Below are 15072 nucleotides of genomic sequence, written 5' to 3'. Positions count from 1 at the left end.
CTCGGTCCGCCCGAGTTAGGCTTGCGCCGCCCACATGGCAAGCGCGGCGCGTGTCCTGGTCATCGACGACAGCCCGACCATCCTGAAGGTCGTCAGCGCCATCCTGGCCCGTAGCGGCTTCGAGCCCACCACCGCCCGCGACGGCATCGCGGGGCTCGAGATCATCCGCAAGGGCCCGAAGTTCGACCTCGTCCTGCTCGACTTCGTGATGCCGCGGATGAACGGCTACCAGTTCTGCCGCGAGCTCCGCTCGGACGCGACGCACCGCACCTTGCCCGTCGTGCTGATGAGCGCGAAGGGCGACAAGATCCGCGGCACCTTCGTGCAGCAGACGGGCGCGGTCGACGCGATCACGAAGCCCTTCGACGCGCGTGCGCTCGTCACCGTCGTCGAGGGCGCGCTCTCCAAGACCGCCGAGGGCCGCGCGCCGCGACCCGTCCCCGAGGGCCAGAAGATGCCCGAGGAGGAGGTGTTGCCGGTCGAGAGCATGCGCCCGAGCATGCACATCCGGCACGCGCGGCAACGCGCCAGCGTGGAGTTCGCGCAGCAGGTCGCGAACGCCGTGGTCCCCGCGATCATCTCCCTCGCGCCCGAGGACCGCGCGAGCGAGGCCTCCGTCATGGCCGCCGTCGCGCGCGCGATGACGCCCGACGTGCTCGCCGCGCTCTCGCTCACGGTGAAGGACCTCGACCCGGGCGACGGCGTGCGCGAGGCGATGAGCGGCGACCTCTCGGTCGTGGCGCTCGCGGAGATCCTGCAGGTGCTCGGCATGCAGCGTCAGACGGGCGTCCTGCACGTCACGAACAACCGCACCTCGATCACGATCTCCATGCGGCAGGGCCAGATCGATTTCGTCCAGTCGCGCGGCGCCTCGGACGAGTACCGGCTCGGGCGTTACTTCCTGGAGAAAGGCGCGCTCACGCGGGATCAGCTCGACGCGCTGCTCGCGGACCTGCGTGGTTCGAACAAGCTGCTCGGCGAGGAGGTCGTGGCTCGTGGCATCGTCACGCGCGAGGAGCTCGTCGACATCCTCACCAAGCAATCGAGCGAGCTCATCTACGACATGCTCCGCTGGCCGTACGGGCGCTTCTCCTTCACGAAGGAGCCCTTCCGGCCCGAGGCCGACATGGCGAAGCTCACCCTCGGCGTGAGCGCCCTCGTGCTCGAGGGCTTCCGCCGCGTCGACGAGTGGCGGCTCATGGAGGGCACGATCAACTTCGATCAGGTGCTCGTCATCGATCAGTTCGCCCTCGAAGGGCTCTCGCCCGGCCAGGTCACGCGGCTCGAGCGGCTCGTGCTCGACGCGGTGGACGGCAAGCGCACCGTGAGCGAGGTCGTCAAGGAGAGCACCGTCGGCTCCTTCGACGCGGTGAAGATCATCTACCAGTTCCTGCAGTCGCGCGTCCTTCGTACGAGGTAGCCGTGCGACGCGGGGGCGTACTCGTGAGGGTCTCGGCCGCGAAGGGCGGCCGCTTCGTGCTCGTGCCGGCGGAGGTCGTGCGCTCCGTCTTCGTGCTGCCCGCGATCACGCCCGTCGAGGGCCTGCGCGCGCCTGCGGCGGGCGTCGCGCTCGCGAACGGCGAGGTCGTCACGGTCCTCTGCCTCGATGAGGAGGGGCTCTCGCCGTCGTCGCAGAACGAACACACGACGGCCGTCGTCTGCGACCTCGGCGGCGAGCCCGTGGCCATCGTGGGCCGCGCGATCGAGGCGTCAGGGCTCTTCGAGGAGGCGCGCGCAGGGGTCGTGCGCGCGGGCGAGGCGGAAGCGGAGATCCTCGACGTCCCGGCCCTCCGTCGCGAGGCCGAGGAGGCGATCTGGACGGCGCGCACGGCCGTGCTGCGCTCGCCGCAGGTGACGTCGTGAGCGCGCCGCGCAGGCGAAGGTGGATCGACGTGCTCCGGCGCGCGGCCGAGCCCGCGAGCGCGCCCGAGCCGCAGACCGACATCGACACGGCGCTCTGGTCGGCGCACGGCGAGGCGCAACGCGCGGTCAACGAGGCGGCCGAGGGCGCGCCGCGGCTCATGGAGGCCGTCCAGCGGCAGCGCTCCTCGATCGAAGGCGTCTCCGAGCGCGCGGGCGCGATGGCCGCGCACGCCGAGGGCCTCACGCTCGCGGCCACGCGCGTCGCCGACCTCTTCGAGCGCCTCTCCGTGGTCGCGCTGAACGCCGGGCTCGAAGGCGCGCGCACGCCCGAGCCGCAAGGCAAGGCCCTGCTCCTGCTCTCCGAGGAGATCCGCACGCACGCGACGCGCGGGGCCGACGCCACGCGCGACCTCGTCATGGTCGTCGAGGAGATGGCGGCCGAGACGAGCCTGCTGCGCGGCGAGCTCACGAGTGTCCTCAGGGCCGCCGACGAGACGGGTGGGTCTGCGCGCGCGCTCGGTGACGCGGCCGGTCGCGCGGGCCTCGCGCTCGCCGACGTCGAGCGGCACCTGCGCCGCGCCACGGGCATCGATCCCGAGGTCGCGCGGGCCGTCGCGCTCGCGGCCGAACACGCCAAGGGCCTGCTCTCCGCGCTCTCCACGCTCCGCGCCGCCGCCCCTGCGCGCCCGCTCCTGCTCGGCGCGCTCCGCCCCGTGCTCGCGCCTCTCTCGCGCCTGCTCGGCGAGCTCGGGGAGGAAGGACCGAGCGCCGAAGCCTCGCCCGGATCGCCCGAGGGCGACGACGGTGGGGCCTCGCCGTGACGGCGGATCCCGAGATCGGCCGCCTTCTCCTCGAGGAGATCCACCGCCACGCCGCCGCGCTCGCCGAGGACGCGAGCGAAGACGCGCAGCGCCGCGCGATCCACGCGCTGAAAGGCTCGGCGGGCATCGCCGGCGAGCGCGCCCTCTTCGAATCCCTCGCGCGGATCGAGCGGCGCCTCGTCGACGGGGACGCGACGGCCCTCGCCGACGCGCGCGGCGTCGTCTCCATCGCGGGCGAGGCCCTCGCCGCGGGCCGCTCGATCCCGGCGCCTGCCTGGCCCGAGCCTCCATGGGACCTGCGCGGCCGGCCGGTTCCATCCGACAAACGCGCGCGTTATGCCGCCGAGATGACCGATCGCCTCGCGCGGGTCGACGAGCTGCTCGAGGGCGAGCTGCCCGAGGCGCGGGCCATCGCCGGCATCTTCCGCGAGGTGCACGCCATGAAGGCCGCCGCGCTCGCGGCGGGCGACGACGCCACCGCGTGGTTCTGCCATGGCCTCGAGGATCGCGCGCGCGACGCGAGCCGCAGCGACGTCGAGGCTCGCCGCGCCATCGCCGAGATCGCGCGCTGGCGCGGCCTGCTCGGCGAGCTCGTCGCCGCGCCCGATCGTGCCGTCGAGGTCCTCCGCCGCCTCGCCCAGAGCGCACGTACGAGCTCGTTGCCTCCTCCCTCCTTTGGCGCCTTCGACCGCGGCGCTCGCTCGAGCTCGTTGCCTCCGCCCTCCTTCGGCGCCCCCGAACCGCCGCCGCACAGCGCCCCCGAGCCCTCGCTCGATCCGCGCGCGGATCGCCGCTCCGGCGAGACCCTCCGTGTCTCCACCGCCGCCCTCGATCGCCTCCTCGATCGTGTCCGCTCCCTCGAGCGCGCCGAGTCTGCGATCGCGGCGGCGGGCCGTGAGCTCGGCGTCCTCGCCACCCGCGCGCGGCGCGTCCGCAGCGCCCTCGCCGAGACGCGCTCCTTGCACGACGCCGTCCCCCTCCGCGCCTCGCGCCTCCGCAAGGCCACCGCGGCTGTCGCGGCCCTCTCGGATGCCCTCGAAGCCGAGGCTGCCACGCTGCTCGGCGCCGCCGAGCTCTCGCGCTTCGAGGCGGCCTCTGCGCATGCCGACATCGCGCTCATGCGCACCACCACCGTCTCCACCCTCTTCGATCGGGTCGTCTCTGCGGCGAGCGCCCAGGCGCGCAGGCTCGGGCGTGACGTCCGCATCCTCGCGCGTGGCGGCGAGACCCTCATCGATCGCCGCGTCGCCGAGGGCCTCTTCGATCCCCTCCTCCAGCTCGTCCAGAACGCCATCGTCCATGGCATCGAGCCCGAGACCACGCGCGCGTACCTCGGCAAACCTCTCGCGGGTCGTGTCGAGATCTCCGCCGAGCAGCGCGGCGCCTCGCTTCGTATCGTCGTGCGTGACGACGGCGCCGGCGTCGATGGCGAGCGCGTGCGCTCGCGAGCCGTCTCGCGTGGCGCCATTGCTCCTGCCCGCGCGGTCACGGCCGACCAGAAGGCCCTGCTCGCCCTCCTCTTCGTCCCGGGCTTCTCCTTGCGCGAGAACGTCGACCTCCTCGCGGGCCGGGGCCTCGGCCTTGGCCTCGTGCGTGAGTCCGTGCGGCGCCTCGGCGGCACCGTGCGCCTCGCCAGCCGTCCTTCCGAGGGCCTCACGGCCACCCTCGACGTCCCGCTCGAGCGTGGCCTCGTGCGTGTCCTCTGGGTCCGCGCGGGCGAGGCCGTGTATGCGATCCCTGCGCGGCTCGTTCGACGCGTCGCCTTTGGGGCCGACCTCTCGAACACCCTCGCCTTCCCTCTCGCCGCGTGCGTGCGTGGGCTCGGCGCGCTCGAGACGGGCGAGGCGCTCGGCGACGTGGATGGCCCCACGTTCCTGCTCGAGCTCGATCCGGGCCGCGAGGACGAGCCTTCCTTCTTCGTCTCGGTCACGTCCGTCGGCGAGATCGAGGAGGTCTCGCTGCATGCGGCGCCGCCGCTCGTCGCGCTCGCGGGCCCGTACAACGGGGCGATCGTGCGTGGAGACGCCGTACGCCTCTGCCTCGACGTGCACGCCCTCGCCGAGCTCGTCTACCTGGTGCAGGGGCGACGCGTCCCCTGATGCGTCCTCGTCCCTGCGGCTGCTTCGTGTTCCTGCTGGCGGAGAGAGAGGGATTCGAACCCTCGGATCAGTTTCCCGATCGCACGCTTAGCAAGCGTGTGCCTTAAGCCACTCGGCCATCTCTCCAGCCTCCAGACGACGAGCCCTGCGGCCACGACCGTTCGGTCGGATGGCGCTGGACTCACGCCCAAAGCGCCACGGAGGTAGCACGGCTCCTCCTCCCGAGCCAACCCCAAACGCGGCCCGGCGCGCGTTTTCCCGGGTTTCGTCCTGGCGGGGCTGCACTTTGGTCAGCGCGTGGCCCTCGACGTCCGGCCTCGGAGGATCAGCGACAGGAGCGCCTTGACGTCGCGGTGCGCCTCGATCGGGTGCCGCAGCGGCTTCTCCGGGTGCACCTCGTAGAGGTTCCGCCGCCCCACGCGTGATCGCGACACGAACCCCTCCTCTTCCAGGTCCGTCACGATCCGCTGCACGGCGCGCTCGGTGATCCCGACCCGATCGGCCACGTCCCGCAGCCGCACCTCCGGGTCCTCCGCCAGGCAGAACAGCACGTGCGCGTGGTTCGTCAGGAACGTCCAGCCCACCGCCCCTTCGGCCGCCGCCGCGCGCCGCTCCGGTCGCGCGCCGACCGCGCTCCCCGACACACGACTTTCCTTTCGTGTTTTCTTGATCATGACAGGATCGTCGCCTCCCGATCGGCCGCGGAGCTCCGGTGGGGGAGAATCTTAAGTCATGAATCGCACGCCGCCCATCACCTCCGCGCCTTCGCGCGGCCCCTCGCCTCCGCGTGTCCCCTTCCCTACGGAGTATACGAAAAGACTTTCGTTTCGCGGCGCGCCCGGGGTCTACTTCCTCCGGGCAGCCTGGGAGGTGGCGCATGGCCGATCGCAAAGACGTGCCGCATGTGGTGATCGTCGGTGGTGGATTCGGCGGGCTCAACGCCGCCATGTCGCTCGCGGGCGCGCCCGTGCGGGTCACGCTCGTCGATCGGACCAACCATCACCTCTTCCAGCCCTTGCTCTACCAGGTCGCGACCGCGGGCCTCTCGCCGGCCGACATCGCGGTCCCCATCCGCTCGGTCTTCTCGCGCCAGCGGAACGTCCGGGTCTTGCTCGCGGAGGCGAAGGGCGTCGACCTCCCTGGAAAACGGCTTTTGCTCGACAAGGGCGAGCTCCGGTACGATTACCTCGTCCTCGCCGTCGGGGCGACGCACAATTTTTTTGGCCACGACGAGTGGGCCACCCACGCGCTCGGCTTGAAGACGCTCGACGAGGCGCTCCGCATTCGTGAGCGAATGCTCCTCGCCTTCGAAAGCGCCGAGCGCACGACCGACCCCGAGGCGCGCAGGCGATTGCTCACGTTCGTCGTCATCGGCGGCGGCCCCACGGGCGTCGAGATGGCCGGCGCCTTCTCCGAGCTCGCCACGCACGTCCTCTCCAAGGATTTCCGCGCCATCGACCCTTCCCAGGCGCGCGTCGTCCTCGTCGAGGCCGGGCCCCGGATCCTCGCGGCGTTCCCCGAGGACCTCGCCCATCGCGCCGAGGCCCAGCTCGCCTCGCTCGGCGTCGCCGTGGAGAAGGGCCGGCCCGTCGCGCGGATCGACGACGATGGTATCGCGTTCGGCGACGGCGAGCGCATCGACGCGGCGACCGTCGTGTGGGCCGCGGGCGTCCGCGGCACGAAGCTCTCGAAGGCGCTCGGCGTCGAGCTCGACCGGGGCGGCCGGGTCAAGGTCTCCTCCGATTGCTCCCTCCCCGGCCACCCCGAGGTCTTCGCCATTGGCGACATGGCCGCCTGTCGTGACAAGAATGGCGTCGAGGTCCCGGGCCTCTGCCCTGCGGCCATCCAGCAGGGCCAGTACGTCGCGCGCGTCGTTCGCGACGAGATCCGGGGCAAGCCACGCCAGCCCTTCGTGTACCTCGACAAGGGCGCGATGGCCACGGTCGGCCGCAAGCGCGCCATTGCGATGATGGGCAAGCTCGAGCTCGCGGGTTTCGTCGCCTGGCTCGCGTGGATGGCCGTCCACGTCTTCTTCTTGATCGGCTTCAAGAACCGATTCCTCGTCATGTTCAACTGGATCTGGCAATACTTCACGTGGAAGCGCGGCGCGCGGCTCATCACCACGCATACCGGCGTCGAGCCCGGGCTCCTCCTCGCCGCCGCGCCCGACGGGCCCGTGCCGTCTTTGCGCCCCTCCGTGGAGGCAGAGAGCGCCGAAAGGGCGCCCTGACGGCGACGTCCGGGGCGCTCCTCGGAGACGTGGCTCGCCCCATCCGGCCTATTCGCGCAAGGCCGGGTCTCCAGGTCTCCTCGTCGCCTGGATATTCGCCGCAATGACGCGGCCTTGCTGACCGCGGAATCGGCTTGAAAGACGAGCTTCTCGGGCTAGATAGTATGGATATGAATTGACGCGGGCTCGGCGGCCCGGACCGTCACGGACGCGCGTACGCGCGGGGAATCCGCGTACGATTGCGCCGAACCTCCGCCGATGCGAGCCGCTCGGTCTCGGCGTCCCGAAGCGCTCGTGCAAGGGAGCGTGCCGTCACGCACGGCGCGGCTCCGTCCCGCCCATGGCCATCGTCCCACGGAAGCGAGGTATGGTTTCCATGATTCGAAAAACTGGCTTCAATTACGCGACAGGGTTTTTCGCGGCGATGATCCTCGCCGGTTGCGTGGATCTCGGGAGCCACGACGACGTGGAGACGTCCCAGGATCACTTGATTGCGCCGCCGACGCTGCCGCCGCCGACCTGCCCCGACCGCGACCTCGATGGAATCTGCGACATCGGCGACAATTGCCCGGATCACGAGAATCCGGACCAGAAGGACACCGACGGCGACGGCCTCGGCGACGCCTGTGATTGGGCATGCCCCGACGCCGATTCGAACGGCATCTGCGACGCCGACGAGTGCCCCGACATCGACGGCGACGAGGTCTGCGACCTCGACGACAACTGCCCCCACTGGGGGAACTGGGACCAGAAGGACACCGACGGCGACGGCCTCGGCGACGCCTGCGACTCGAACTGTGACGATATCGACGGCGACAAGATCTGCGACGCCGACGATAACTGCCCCCACTGGGGAAACGCGGACCAGACGGACACCGACGGCGACGGCCTCGGCGACGCTTGTGACACGGCCTCGACGACGACGCCCCCGCCACCGCCGCCCCCGCCTCCGGTCCCGCCGCCCCCGCCTCCTTGCGCGGACCTGGACGACGATGGCGTCTGCGATATCGACGACAATTGCCCGGAGCACCCGAACGCGGGCCAGATCGACGGCGACGGCGACGGGTACGGCGATCCGTGTGATTGCATCGACCGGGACCTCGATTCCATCTGCGACCAGGACGACGTCTGCAAGTACACGCACGTCCCGGAGCTGTACGTGCCTGCCGTCACGCTCTGGTACAACCGCTACGCCCTCGTCGATGGCGACGACGTCTTCGACACGGGCGGCATGAAGGGCCAGCCGGCGCCGCGCATTTACACGCTCCAGGACACCCGCGGCTGCTCCTGCGAGCAGATCATCGAAGCGCTCGGCCTCGGCCAGGGCATGATCAACCACGGCTGCAGCATCACCACCATGGAATACTGGATTTCCCAGGTGAACAAGGCCCCGTAAGGCTCGGCGCGCCCGGCTGCCCACCTGGCTTACCGCTCGCCCGCTCCCTCCCGCGGGCGCTCTTCCCGATCCTCCAGACAATCGAATTGGTAATGGGAAAGGGCCTTCCCTCCCCGCCGCGACCTCCCGATTTCTCCTTGATCACCGCCGCTCCGTGGTGAATAGTGCGGCACGAATTCGACAGCGGCGCGGTGCTTCCCCGTGTGCGGACCCTCGTGTGGGGGACGAAGTGCGCGGAGTATGCTCTGCCTTCACCGCACCTCTGTCGCGCGTTCCGGCCCTGTGGACCGGGGTGAACAGCGCATGGGCATCGACGAATGATTTCGCGGTGACGACGTGTATCGCCGTCTTCGCACGATGAAGGGGTGGGCTCAGATGAAACGAATCAATGGCTTCCGCTACGCGACCGCATTCCTCGCCACGCTCGCCGCCGCCGGCTGCATGGAATCCTCGACCCGTGAAGGCGAGAACGTGGGCATCGCCGAGGGTCGGGTCATCGTCGCGTGCGGCGACCTCGACGACGACGGTCTTTGCGACAGCATCGACAACTGCGTGGATACGTTCAACCCCGGCCAGCAGGACAAGGACAACGACGGCATCGGCGACGCTTGTGATTTCGAGCCCGAACCCATGCCCGATCCCGATCCCGATCCCATTCCTGATCCCACTCCGGGTCCCCATCCCAATCCCGGGCCCAAACCCGTCCCCGGGCCCCCTCCCTGCGTGGACGCCGACAACGACTCGCTCTGCGAGAACACCGGCGAAGACGAGTGCGAAGATACGGGCCCCGACGAGATCGAGAGCCCCGTCCCGAACCACTGGTTCGTCGTGGAGAAGACGCAGAAGAACGGGACGATCGAGCTCGTGTGGGATACGATCAGCGTGGGAAAGGGAAAGGGGCCGGGCGGCTCGTACAGTCTCGAGGAGACGCGAGGGTGCAACTGCGCTCAGATCATCGAGGCGCTCGGCCTCGGCCAGGGCCTCGACAAGCACGGCTGCCCCAAGGGCATCATGGAGAAATGGCTCGAGATGGGGGAAGACCCGTGACCTGATCCCCGCTCGCCGCGCCCGTTCACCCGCGCGGGCGCGCCGCGAGCGCGATCCTCCCGAGCTGCGCCACGTTCGGCGGCCCGCCGACGTCGTCGAAATGCGCCACCCAGCGCCACTCCTCGAATTCGTCGTTCGGGTGCACCTCGTCGGTGTCCACGTCGGCGACGAACACGAAATTCAGGTGAATCCCCTTGCTCCCCGCCGGGTGCTCCTCGTACCCGATGAACCCCGGCGGCGTGCCGTCGACGTCGCTCACCACCGGAAACCGGCCGACGAGCCCCGTCTCCTCGCGGAGCTCGCGCGCGGCCGCCTCGAGCGGCGTCTCGTCCGGCAGCATCTCCCCGCCCGGCGGCAGCCATAAGCCGAGGCGCCGGTGACGAATCAAGAGCACCCGACCCTCGTGACGTGGATACACGGCGACGGAAAATGCGCGGCGAATCATCTCGTCGTCCTCCTCGTCATTTTCCGTGCACGATCGTCGCTGCGCAATGCCCTTCGAGCGCGGGTCTTCCCGCGGAGAGCGCCCGCTCGACGCACGCCTCGACCTTCGGGCTGCCCGTCACCTGCACTTCGGTCACCTTCCCGCCCCGCGCCTTCCACGCCACGCGTGTCTCCGTGCCGGCGGGCGCGCACGCGTCGAGCGCCCGCTTTTGCGGCGACATCCACGCCGTCACCAGCACCGCCCCGAGCAGCGCCATTCCGCCGCCTTCGGTCTTGCACTGGATGTCCTTCGCCACGAGCCCGTCCGCTTCGAGTTGCCCGATCGACAGGTTCGCTCCCGGCACGTCGGACGCCGCCGCGCTCTTCCCTGCCGGCGGCGCTTCGGGGGTCTCTTCGCTCGGCGCAGGCGCCGCGCTCGGCTCCGGCCCGTGATCGTCCTCGGGCGGCGGGGGCGGCGCGGCCGGGCCCTCGGGCTCCGCGGCGCCGCTCGGCGGCAAGAGCTCCGGGGGCGGCGACGAGGCGCTCTCGCCACCGCAGGCAGAGAGGGAAGGGAGCACGAGGGCCAGCACGATCGCGGGAAATCTTCGCTTCATGAGTGCGCCCGGAGCCTACCAGCCCGCGCCGTGATCGGGGCCATGAGAATGCGCCTCCTCGTATCGATCACGCCTTCGCCACGAGCTCCTCGAGCGCCTCGCAGAGCTCCACGATCTTCACGGGCTTCTTCAGGTACCGAGAAAAACCTGCCTGCTCGGCGCGCCGAACGTCGCGCTCCATCACCGAGGCGCTGAGCGCGATCACCGGGATGTCGCGGGTCTCGGGTGAAGCGTGGAGGTGCTCGATCGCCTCGAACCCGCTCATCCCCGGCAGGTTGAGGTCGAGCATGATGATGTCCGGCTGCTCCGCGCGCGCGAGCTCGATCCCTATCTCGGCCGTCGGCGCCGTCAGGAGCTCGAACGTCTCGAGTGTCGCGATGAGCTCCTGCACGAGCGCGACGTTCGCGGGGTTGTCCTCGATGTAGAGCGCTCGGTGCTTGCGCGCTTCGATCGGCGCGCACCGCGCGGGGCCGAGCGCCTCGTCGATCATCTGGAGGAGCTGCTCGCCGCCGCGCAGCACGTGGTCCAGGAACCCTCGTTGCTTCGCCGTGAGCGGCGGGCTCTTGTCGCGCCCGAGGAGCTGCGCGAAGCCGAGCATCGCGTTCAGCGGCGTGCGCAGCTCGTGGCTCAGCGACGACACGAGCTCGCTCTTCGCCTTGTTCGCCGCGTCGGCCTCGGGCCCCGCGATCGGCGTCGCGGTCGCGACGAACCTGAGCTCGCCCGCCTCGTCGCGCACGGGGTACACCACGCCGCGGAGCCATCGCACGCCTGCGCGTTCGTCCTTGCGCGTGAAGGCGCCCGTCCACGTCTCTCCTGCGCGCAGCGTGGGCCAGAGGTCGGCCATCACGCCGCCTTCGTCGGCGAAGAGCGCCTCGAGCCCCTGCCCCACGAGCGACGCGCCGAGGAGCGCCGCCGAGCGTTCGCTCGCGTGGATCACCACCCCGCGCTCGTCGGTGATGAGCAGAACGGCGCTCTGGCGGAGCGCGCGGACGAGGAGTGCATCAACATCCATGAGGCAACTTGAAGCAGAAAACGGTGCCTTGCGGGGAAGGATCGATCCAGATCGATCCGCCATGCGCCCCACCGCCAGGCGGCAGAAGGCGAGCCCGAGGCCGCGGCGCGCTCCCGATCGAGCCTGGCCCTGCAGCGACTGCAAAGTGGTTCCCGCCCGCCGCGCCTCCGGGTAAGCTCTTCGCTGGAGAACCTTCATGATCGTAAGAAACTCGCGTGCTTCCTCCCTCCTCCGTTCGTTCTTTTCTGGTTCGGCCGTCGTCTCCTTGACCGCTCTCTTGCTCGCGCTCCCCGTCATTTCCGCGTGTGGCGGCGGCTCGAGTGGCGCGGGTGGATCGGGCGCAGCGGGGGGCGCGGGCGGCGCGGGGGGATCCGGCGGGCTGGGCGGCGAGGGCGGCGTGGGCGGCCCGCCGGCCGATCCTTGCGACTGGCCGCACGACAGCGAGGTGAACGTCACCGACGCGGCGACCTTGAATGACGCCCTCGGCAAGGCCGCGCCCGGCCAGCTCATCCGCCTCGCGCCGGGCACCTACGCCGATACGTTCGACCTCACGATCGACGGCACCGCGGACAAACCCATCGTCCTCTGCGGCCCGCGCGAGGCCATCCTCGACGCGAGCGCCACGCCCTCGAACACCGGCCTGCGTCTGCTCCAGGTCGACTTCTGGGTCGTCTCGGGCATCACGATCACGGGCGGCCGCAAGGGCATCTACGTCGACGGCTCGAGCGACAACGTCCTCTCGAACCTCTTCGTGCACGACGTCGGCGAGATGGCCATTCAGCTCCGCAATGGCGCCAGCCGCAACAGGATCGAATATTGCGAGGTCACGAACACGGGCCTCGCCGTGCCGGACTCGGCGGAGGGCATTTACGTGGGCAGCGACGACAGCGCCTGGCCCGATCCCATGACGCCCGACGCGTGCGACGGCACGAAGATCCTCTGGAACAAGTTCGGCCCCGGGATCAAGACCGAGCACATCGACTTGAAGGAGGGCACGCAGGGCGGCGAGGTCCGCGGAAACACCTTCAATGGCGAGGGCCTCACGCCGGACGGCTCCGAGGACTCGTGGGTCGCCGTGACCGGCAGCAAGTACCTCTTCGCCGAGAACGTCGGCGACAAGAGCCCGAAGGACGGCTTCGTCGTCCGCCAGGCGACGATGGGCTGGGGCGACGACAACGTGTTCGAGAAGAACACGGCCAATGGCATCGACAACCCGAACCTCGGCATCAACGTCGGCCCCGGCACGACGGGCACGGTCGTGAAATGCGACAACACGATCACGGGCACGGGCATGCTCTCGAACGTCGCGTGCACGAATTGAGGCGCCCCGCGCCGGGTTCTTCTTGACGAACCCGCGCCTGGCCCGCCCGGTCGCCTGCGGGGATCGTCCTTGCGTCGACCGGGCGGGCCGGGTAAAACCCCTGCCGGGGACGTCCCTCATGAAAGCAAAACACCTGCGGATCCGGATCGAGCAATGCCTGGCCCTCGCCAAGGCCTCGAACTGCCCGCGCCGCAAGTTCGGCGCCCTCCTGCTCGACCCCGACCGCAACGTCATCCTGATGGACGGCTACAACGGCGGCCCGCGCGGCGGCGGCGACCTCTGCGGCGGCGACCAGTGCCTGCGCGACGCCATGCAGATCCCGAGCGGACAACGCATGGAGATCGGCTGCCACCACGCCGAGATGAACGTCGTCTGCAACGCCGCCGCGAGCGGCGTGGCCACGCACGGCGCGTGGATCATCGTCACGGGCGAGCCGTGTATCCTCTGCGCCAAGCTCATCCATCACGCGGGCATCACGAAGGTGATCGTGGTCGCCGAGGGGTATGCGGGCGAGAACGGCGTGGAGTATTTGACCCGGCATGGAATCGTCGTGGAAACGACGGAGGGGCCGAAGGACCCGCGCCTCCCGGGCGTGGCCGAGGACGAGGGCGGGCCCGCTTGACGGGCGGCGGCGCGCTGGGCCCGTTCGTCCAGGCCCGGACTTTTCCTGTCATACCTCTCCAAACTCCCCCTCCCCCTGCCTCGGTCCTTCTGGTACGGTCCGATGCATGGCTGTGGTCGTCACCGAGCAATCGATCGCCGAGTGGGCGCCGAACGAGAAGGTGCTCCTCGACGCGAAGGCGCTCTTGCGGAGAGGCGCGCTCAGGAAGCTCGCCAGGAGCGACGATGGAACCCTCGCCTTCGGCCACTGCGAAGGGTCTGGGAGCACGCCTTATGCGGTCTCCATGGACCTCGCGACCGGAGCGGACAAACCCACCGTCCGATGCTCGTGCCCTTCGCGCCTCTTCCCTTGCAAGCACGGGCTCGCGCTCCTGCTCGCCTTCGCGCAAAAAGGCGCGCTCTTCCCCGTCGAGGAGCCGCCGAAGGACCTCCTCCAGAAGCGCGAAAAGCAGGCCCAGAAGGCCGCCGAAAAGAAGCCGGCCCCGGCCGCGGCGGCGGCCCCCCGGAGCGTCAACAAGACCGCGCTCGCCAAAAAGGCCAAGGAGCAGAGCGACGCCCTCGATACCCTGGAGACCTTCCTCGTCGACCTCGCCTCGGGCGGCCTCGGCGGCCTCTCCGGAAAGAGCATCGAGGCGATCGAGCACCAGGCCAAACGCATGGCCGACGCCGACATGAAGCGCACGTCCGCCGTGCTCACGCGCCTCGCGGCATACGTGTCCGGCGAATGGCTCGGCGACGAGGACGACGACGAGGCGCCCGGCGTGCGGGAGGTGGCGCGGGGCCTCGGCGAGGCGCAGGAGGCGCGTATCGCCTTCACGCTCACGCAGCTCTACACCACCGTTCGCCGCGGGAAAAAGGCCCTCGAGGGCAAGTTCGTCGAGGAGGGCACGACCCGGAGCGAGGCCGACGCCCAGCTCGAATCGATCCTCGGCAAAGCCTGGCGATTGCCCGAGCTCCGGGAGGCCGGCTACTGGGTCAAGAATCGCAGGTACCTCGAGCTCGCGCACGAGCGCTCGGACGACGAGATCACCCAGTTCGCCACGGCGATCGGCTTCTTGCTCGACCTCGACGACGGCTCGGTCGTCTGCGAGGTGACCTCGCTCCCGTTCCACACCCTGCCCTTCACGAAGCTGCGCGCCTCGCGCATGGGCACGCTCGAGATCGCCGAGGCCGCGCTGTATCCGGGCGACGTCGAGAACCGCCGCGTCCGCTGGGACGAAAAGGTCGAGGGCGCCTGCCGCGAGCGGCCGCGCGAGCGGGCCGATTACGAGGCCGTGCACCGCCACGGAAAGCCGCTCGACCCCGTAATACGAGCCATGCGCAATCAGCTCAAGAACCCGCTCCACCCGCTCGACGCCGTGTTTCTGGTCGCGGCGAAGCGGTTCGGCGACGTCGGGGGCGAGCTCGTCCTCGAGGACGAGGCGGGCGTGCGGCTCGTCCTTCGCAACATGAACGACGGCAGGCTCCCGAGCACGGACGCCCTCCGCCACGCGGCCGCGGCGTTCGGGCCGGGGACGCTCGCCGTCCGCCTCCATTACGATCTCCTTTCCCGCGCCATCTACGGCGACCCGCTCGCGCTCTTCGTCGGCGACGAGCATTTGCGCCTCCGGGCCTGATCAAAGAGG

14 protein-coding genes and 1 tRNA gene are annotated in these 15072 nt (G+C 70.2%); 10 read left to right on the top strand and 5 right to left on the bottom strand.

Features of this window, described 5'->3' with window-relative positions:
• Positions 1–34: 34 nt before the first annotated feature.
• From GF068_RS22550 to GF068_RS22535, 4 genes are read left to right on the top strand one after another with little or no spacing between them, the layout of a single operon-like run.
• A complete protein-coding gene (locus GF068_RS22550; protein WP_153821500.1) occupies positions 35–1420 on the top strand; it encodes a DUF4388 domain-containing protein in 1386 nt (461 codons plus the stop codon).
• Positions 1421–1422: 2 nt separating this feature from the next.
• Positions 1423–1863, top strand: coding sequence for a chemotaxis protein CheW (locus GF068_RS22545; RefSeq protein WP_153821499.1), 441 nt, complete (start codon positions 1423–1425; stop codon positions 1861–1863).
• The gene (locus GF068_RS22540) at positions 1860–2684 is read left to right on the top strand and encodes a methyl-accepting chemotaxis protein (RefSeq protein WP_153821498.1); all 825 of its coding nucleotides are present in this window, start codon (positions 1860–1862) and stop codon (positions 2682–2684) included. Before GF068_RS22545 ends, GF068_RS22540 begins: the two co-directional genes overlap by 4 nt.
• Positions 2681–4783 carry an ATP-binding protein gene (locus GF068_RS22535; RefSeq protein WP_153821497.1) on the top strand — a complete coding sequence of 701 codons (2103 nt, stop codon included), beginning with the start codon at positions 2681–2683 and terminating at the stop codon, positions 4781–4783. Before GF068_RS22540 ends, GF068_RS22535 begins: the two co-directional genes overlap by 4 nt.
• A gap of 36 nt (positions 4784–4819) precedes the next feature.
• Here the strand turns inward: GF068_RS22535 and GF068_RS22530 are convergent.
• Together GF068_RS22530 and GF068_RS22525 are read right to left on the bottom strand one after the other, a co-directional pair.
• Positions 4820–4909: transfer RNA gene (locus GF068_RS22530), tRNA-Ser, on the bottom strand.
• Between the two features lie 164 nt (positions 4910–5073).
• The gene (locus tag GF068_RS22525) at positions 5074–5457 is read right to left on the bottom strand and encodes a helix-turn-helix transcriptional regulator (RefSeq protein ID WP_153821496.1); all 384 of its coding nucleotides are present in this window, start codon (positions 5455–5457) and stop codon (positions 5074–5076) included.
• Between the two features lie 203 nt (positions 5458–5660).
• On the opposite strand from GF068_RS22525, the gene GF068_RS22520 reads away from it, so the two are divergent.
• From GF068_RS22520 to GF068_RS22510, 3 genes are all read left to right on the top strand, one after another.
• A complete protein-coding gene (locus GF068_RS22520) occupies positions 5661–7013 on the top strand; it encodes an NAD(P)/FAD-dependent oxidoreductase (RefSeq protein ID WP_153821495.1) in 1353 nt (450 codons plus the stop codon).
• A gap of 376 nt (positions 7014–7389) precedes the next feature.
• On the top strand, positions 7390–8409 hold the full coding sequence (locus GF068_RS22515; protein ID WP_240807204.1) for a thrombospondin type 3 repeat-containing protein: 1020 nt from the start codon (positions 7390–7392) through the stop codon (positions 8407–8409).
• 375 nt (positions 8410–8784) lie between these two features.
• On the top strand, positions 8785–9456 hold the full coding sequence (locus tag GF068_RS22510; protein WP_153821493.1) for a hypothetical protein: 672 nt from the start codon (positions 8785–8787) through the stop codon (positions 9454–9456).
• A gap of 25 nt (positions 9457–9481) precedes the next feature.
• On the opposite strand, the gene GF068_RS22505 is transcribed toward GF068_RS22510, so the two are convergent.
• The 3 genes from GF068_RS22505 to GF068_RS45285 all read right to left on the bottom strand — a co-directional run bounded on the left by GF068_RS22505 (position 9482) and on the right by GF068_RS45285 (position 11505).
• The gene (locus GF068_RS22505; RefSeq protein ID WP_153821492.1) at positions 9482–9901 is read right to left on the bottom strand and encodes an NUDIX domain-containing protein; all 420 of its coding nucleotides are present in this window, start codon (positions 9899–9901) and stop codon (positions 9482–9484) included.
• A gap of 16 nt (positions 9902–9917) precedes the next feature.
• Entirely contained in the window at positions 9918–10493 is a 576-nt protein-coding gene (locus tag GF068_RS22500; protein WP_153821491.1) for a hypothetical protein, read from the bottom strand.
• A 67-nt stretch (positions 10494–10560) separates the two neighbouring features.
• Positions 10561–11505 (bottom strand): ATP-binding response regulator, encoded by a 945-nt coding sequence (locus GF068_RS45285; RefSeq protein WP_240807202.1) that lies wholly within the window; start codon positions 11503–11505, stop codon positions 10561–10563.
• A 196-nt stretch (positions 11506–11701) separates the two neighbouring features.
• Here GF068_RS45285 and GF068_RS22490 point away from each other — a divergent pair, with 196 nt between their 5' ends.
• From GF068_RS22490 to GF068_RS22480, 3 genes are all read left to right on the top strand, one after another.
• The gene (locus GF068_RS22490) at positions 11702–12826 is read left to right on the top strand and encodes a right-handed parallel beta-helix repeat-containing protein (protein ID WP_240807200.1); all 1125 of its coding nucleotides are present in this window, start codon (positions 11702–11704) and stop codon (positions 12824–12826) included.
• A 118-nt stretch (positions 12827–12944) separates the two neighbouring features.
• The gene (locus tag GF068_RS22485) at positions 12945–13448 is read left to right on the top strand and encodes a deoxycytidylate deaminase (RefSeq protein ID WP_153821488.1); all 504 of its coding nucleotides are present in this window, start codon (positions 12945–12947) and stop codon (positions 13446–13448) included.
• A 106-nt stretch (positions 13449–13554) separates the two neighbouring features.
• On the top strand, positions 13555–15063 hold the full coding sequence (locus GF068_RS22480) for an SWIM zinc finger family protein (protein ID WP_170319616.1): 1509 nt from the start codon (positions 13555–13557) through the stop codon (positions 15061–15063).
• The last annotated feature ends 9 nt before the right edge of the window (positions 15064–15072 follow it).

The sequence above is a fragment of the Polyangium spumosum genome (assembly GCF_009649845.1).
In the GTDB taxonomy this organism is placed as follows: Bacteria; Myxococcota_A; Polyangia; order Polyangiales; family Polyangiaceae; genus Polyangium; species Polyangium spumosum.
The sequence above is the reverse complement of the archived record's forward strand: the minus strand, read 5'-3'. Positions and strand labels throughout refer to the sequence as shown.

Bases quoted from the DNA above. Each gene is read 5' to 3' on its own strand.
- GF068_RS22550 (WP_153821500.1), top strand. From the start codon at position 35: ATGGCAAGCGCGGCGCGTGTCCTGGTCATCGACGACAGCCCGACCATC.
- GF068_RS22525 (WP_153821496.1), bottom strand. From the start codon at position 5,457: ATGATCAAGAAAACACGAAAGGAAAGTCGTGTGTCGGGGAGCGCGGTC.
- GF068_RS22520 (WP_153821495.1), top strand. From the start codon at position 5,661: ATGGCCGATCGCAAAGACGTGCCGCATGTGGTGATCGTCGGTGGTGGA.
- GF068_RS22515 (WP_240807204.1), top strand. From the start codon at position 7,390: ATGATTCGAAAAACTGGCTTCAATTACGCGACAGGGTTTTTCGCGGCG.
- GF068_RS22510 (WP_153821493.1), top strand. From the start codon at position 8,785: ATGAAACGAATCAATGGCTTCCGCTACGCGACCGCATTCCTCGCCACG.
- GF068_RS22505 (WP_153821492.1), bottom strand. From the start codon at position 9,901: ATGATTCGCCGCGCATTTTCCGTCGCCGTGTATCCACGTCACGAGGGT.
- GF068_RS22500 (WP_153821491.1), bottom strand. From the start codon at position 10,493: ATGAAGCGAAGATTTCCCGCGATCGTGCTGGCCCTCGTGCTCCCTTCC.
- GF068_RS45285 (WP_240807202.1), bottom strand. From the start codon at position 11,505: ATGGATGTTGATGCACTCCTCGTCCGCGCGCTCCGCCAGAGCGCCGTT.
- GF068_RS22490 (WP_240807200.1), top strand. From the start codon at position 11,702: ATGATCGTAAGAAACTCGCGTGCTTCCTCCCTCCTCCGTTCGTTCTTT.
- GF068_RS22485 (WP_153821488.1), top strand. From the start codon at position 12,945: ATGAAAGCAAAACACCTGCGGATCCGGATCGAGCAATGCCTGGCCCTC.
- GF068_RS22480 (WP_170319616.1), top strand. From the start codon at position 13,555: ATGGCTGTGGTCGTCACCGAGCAATCGATCGCCGAGTGGGCGCCGAAC.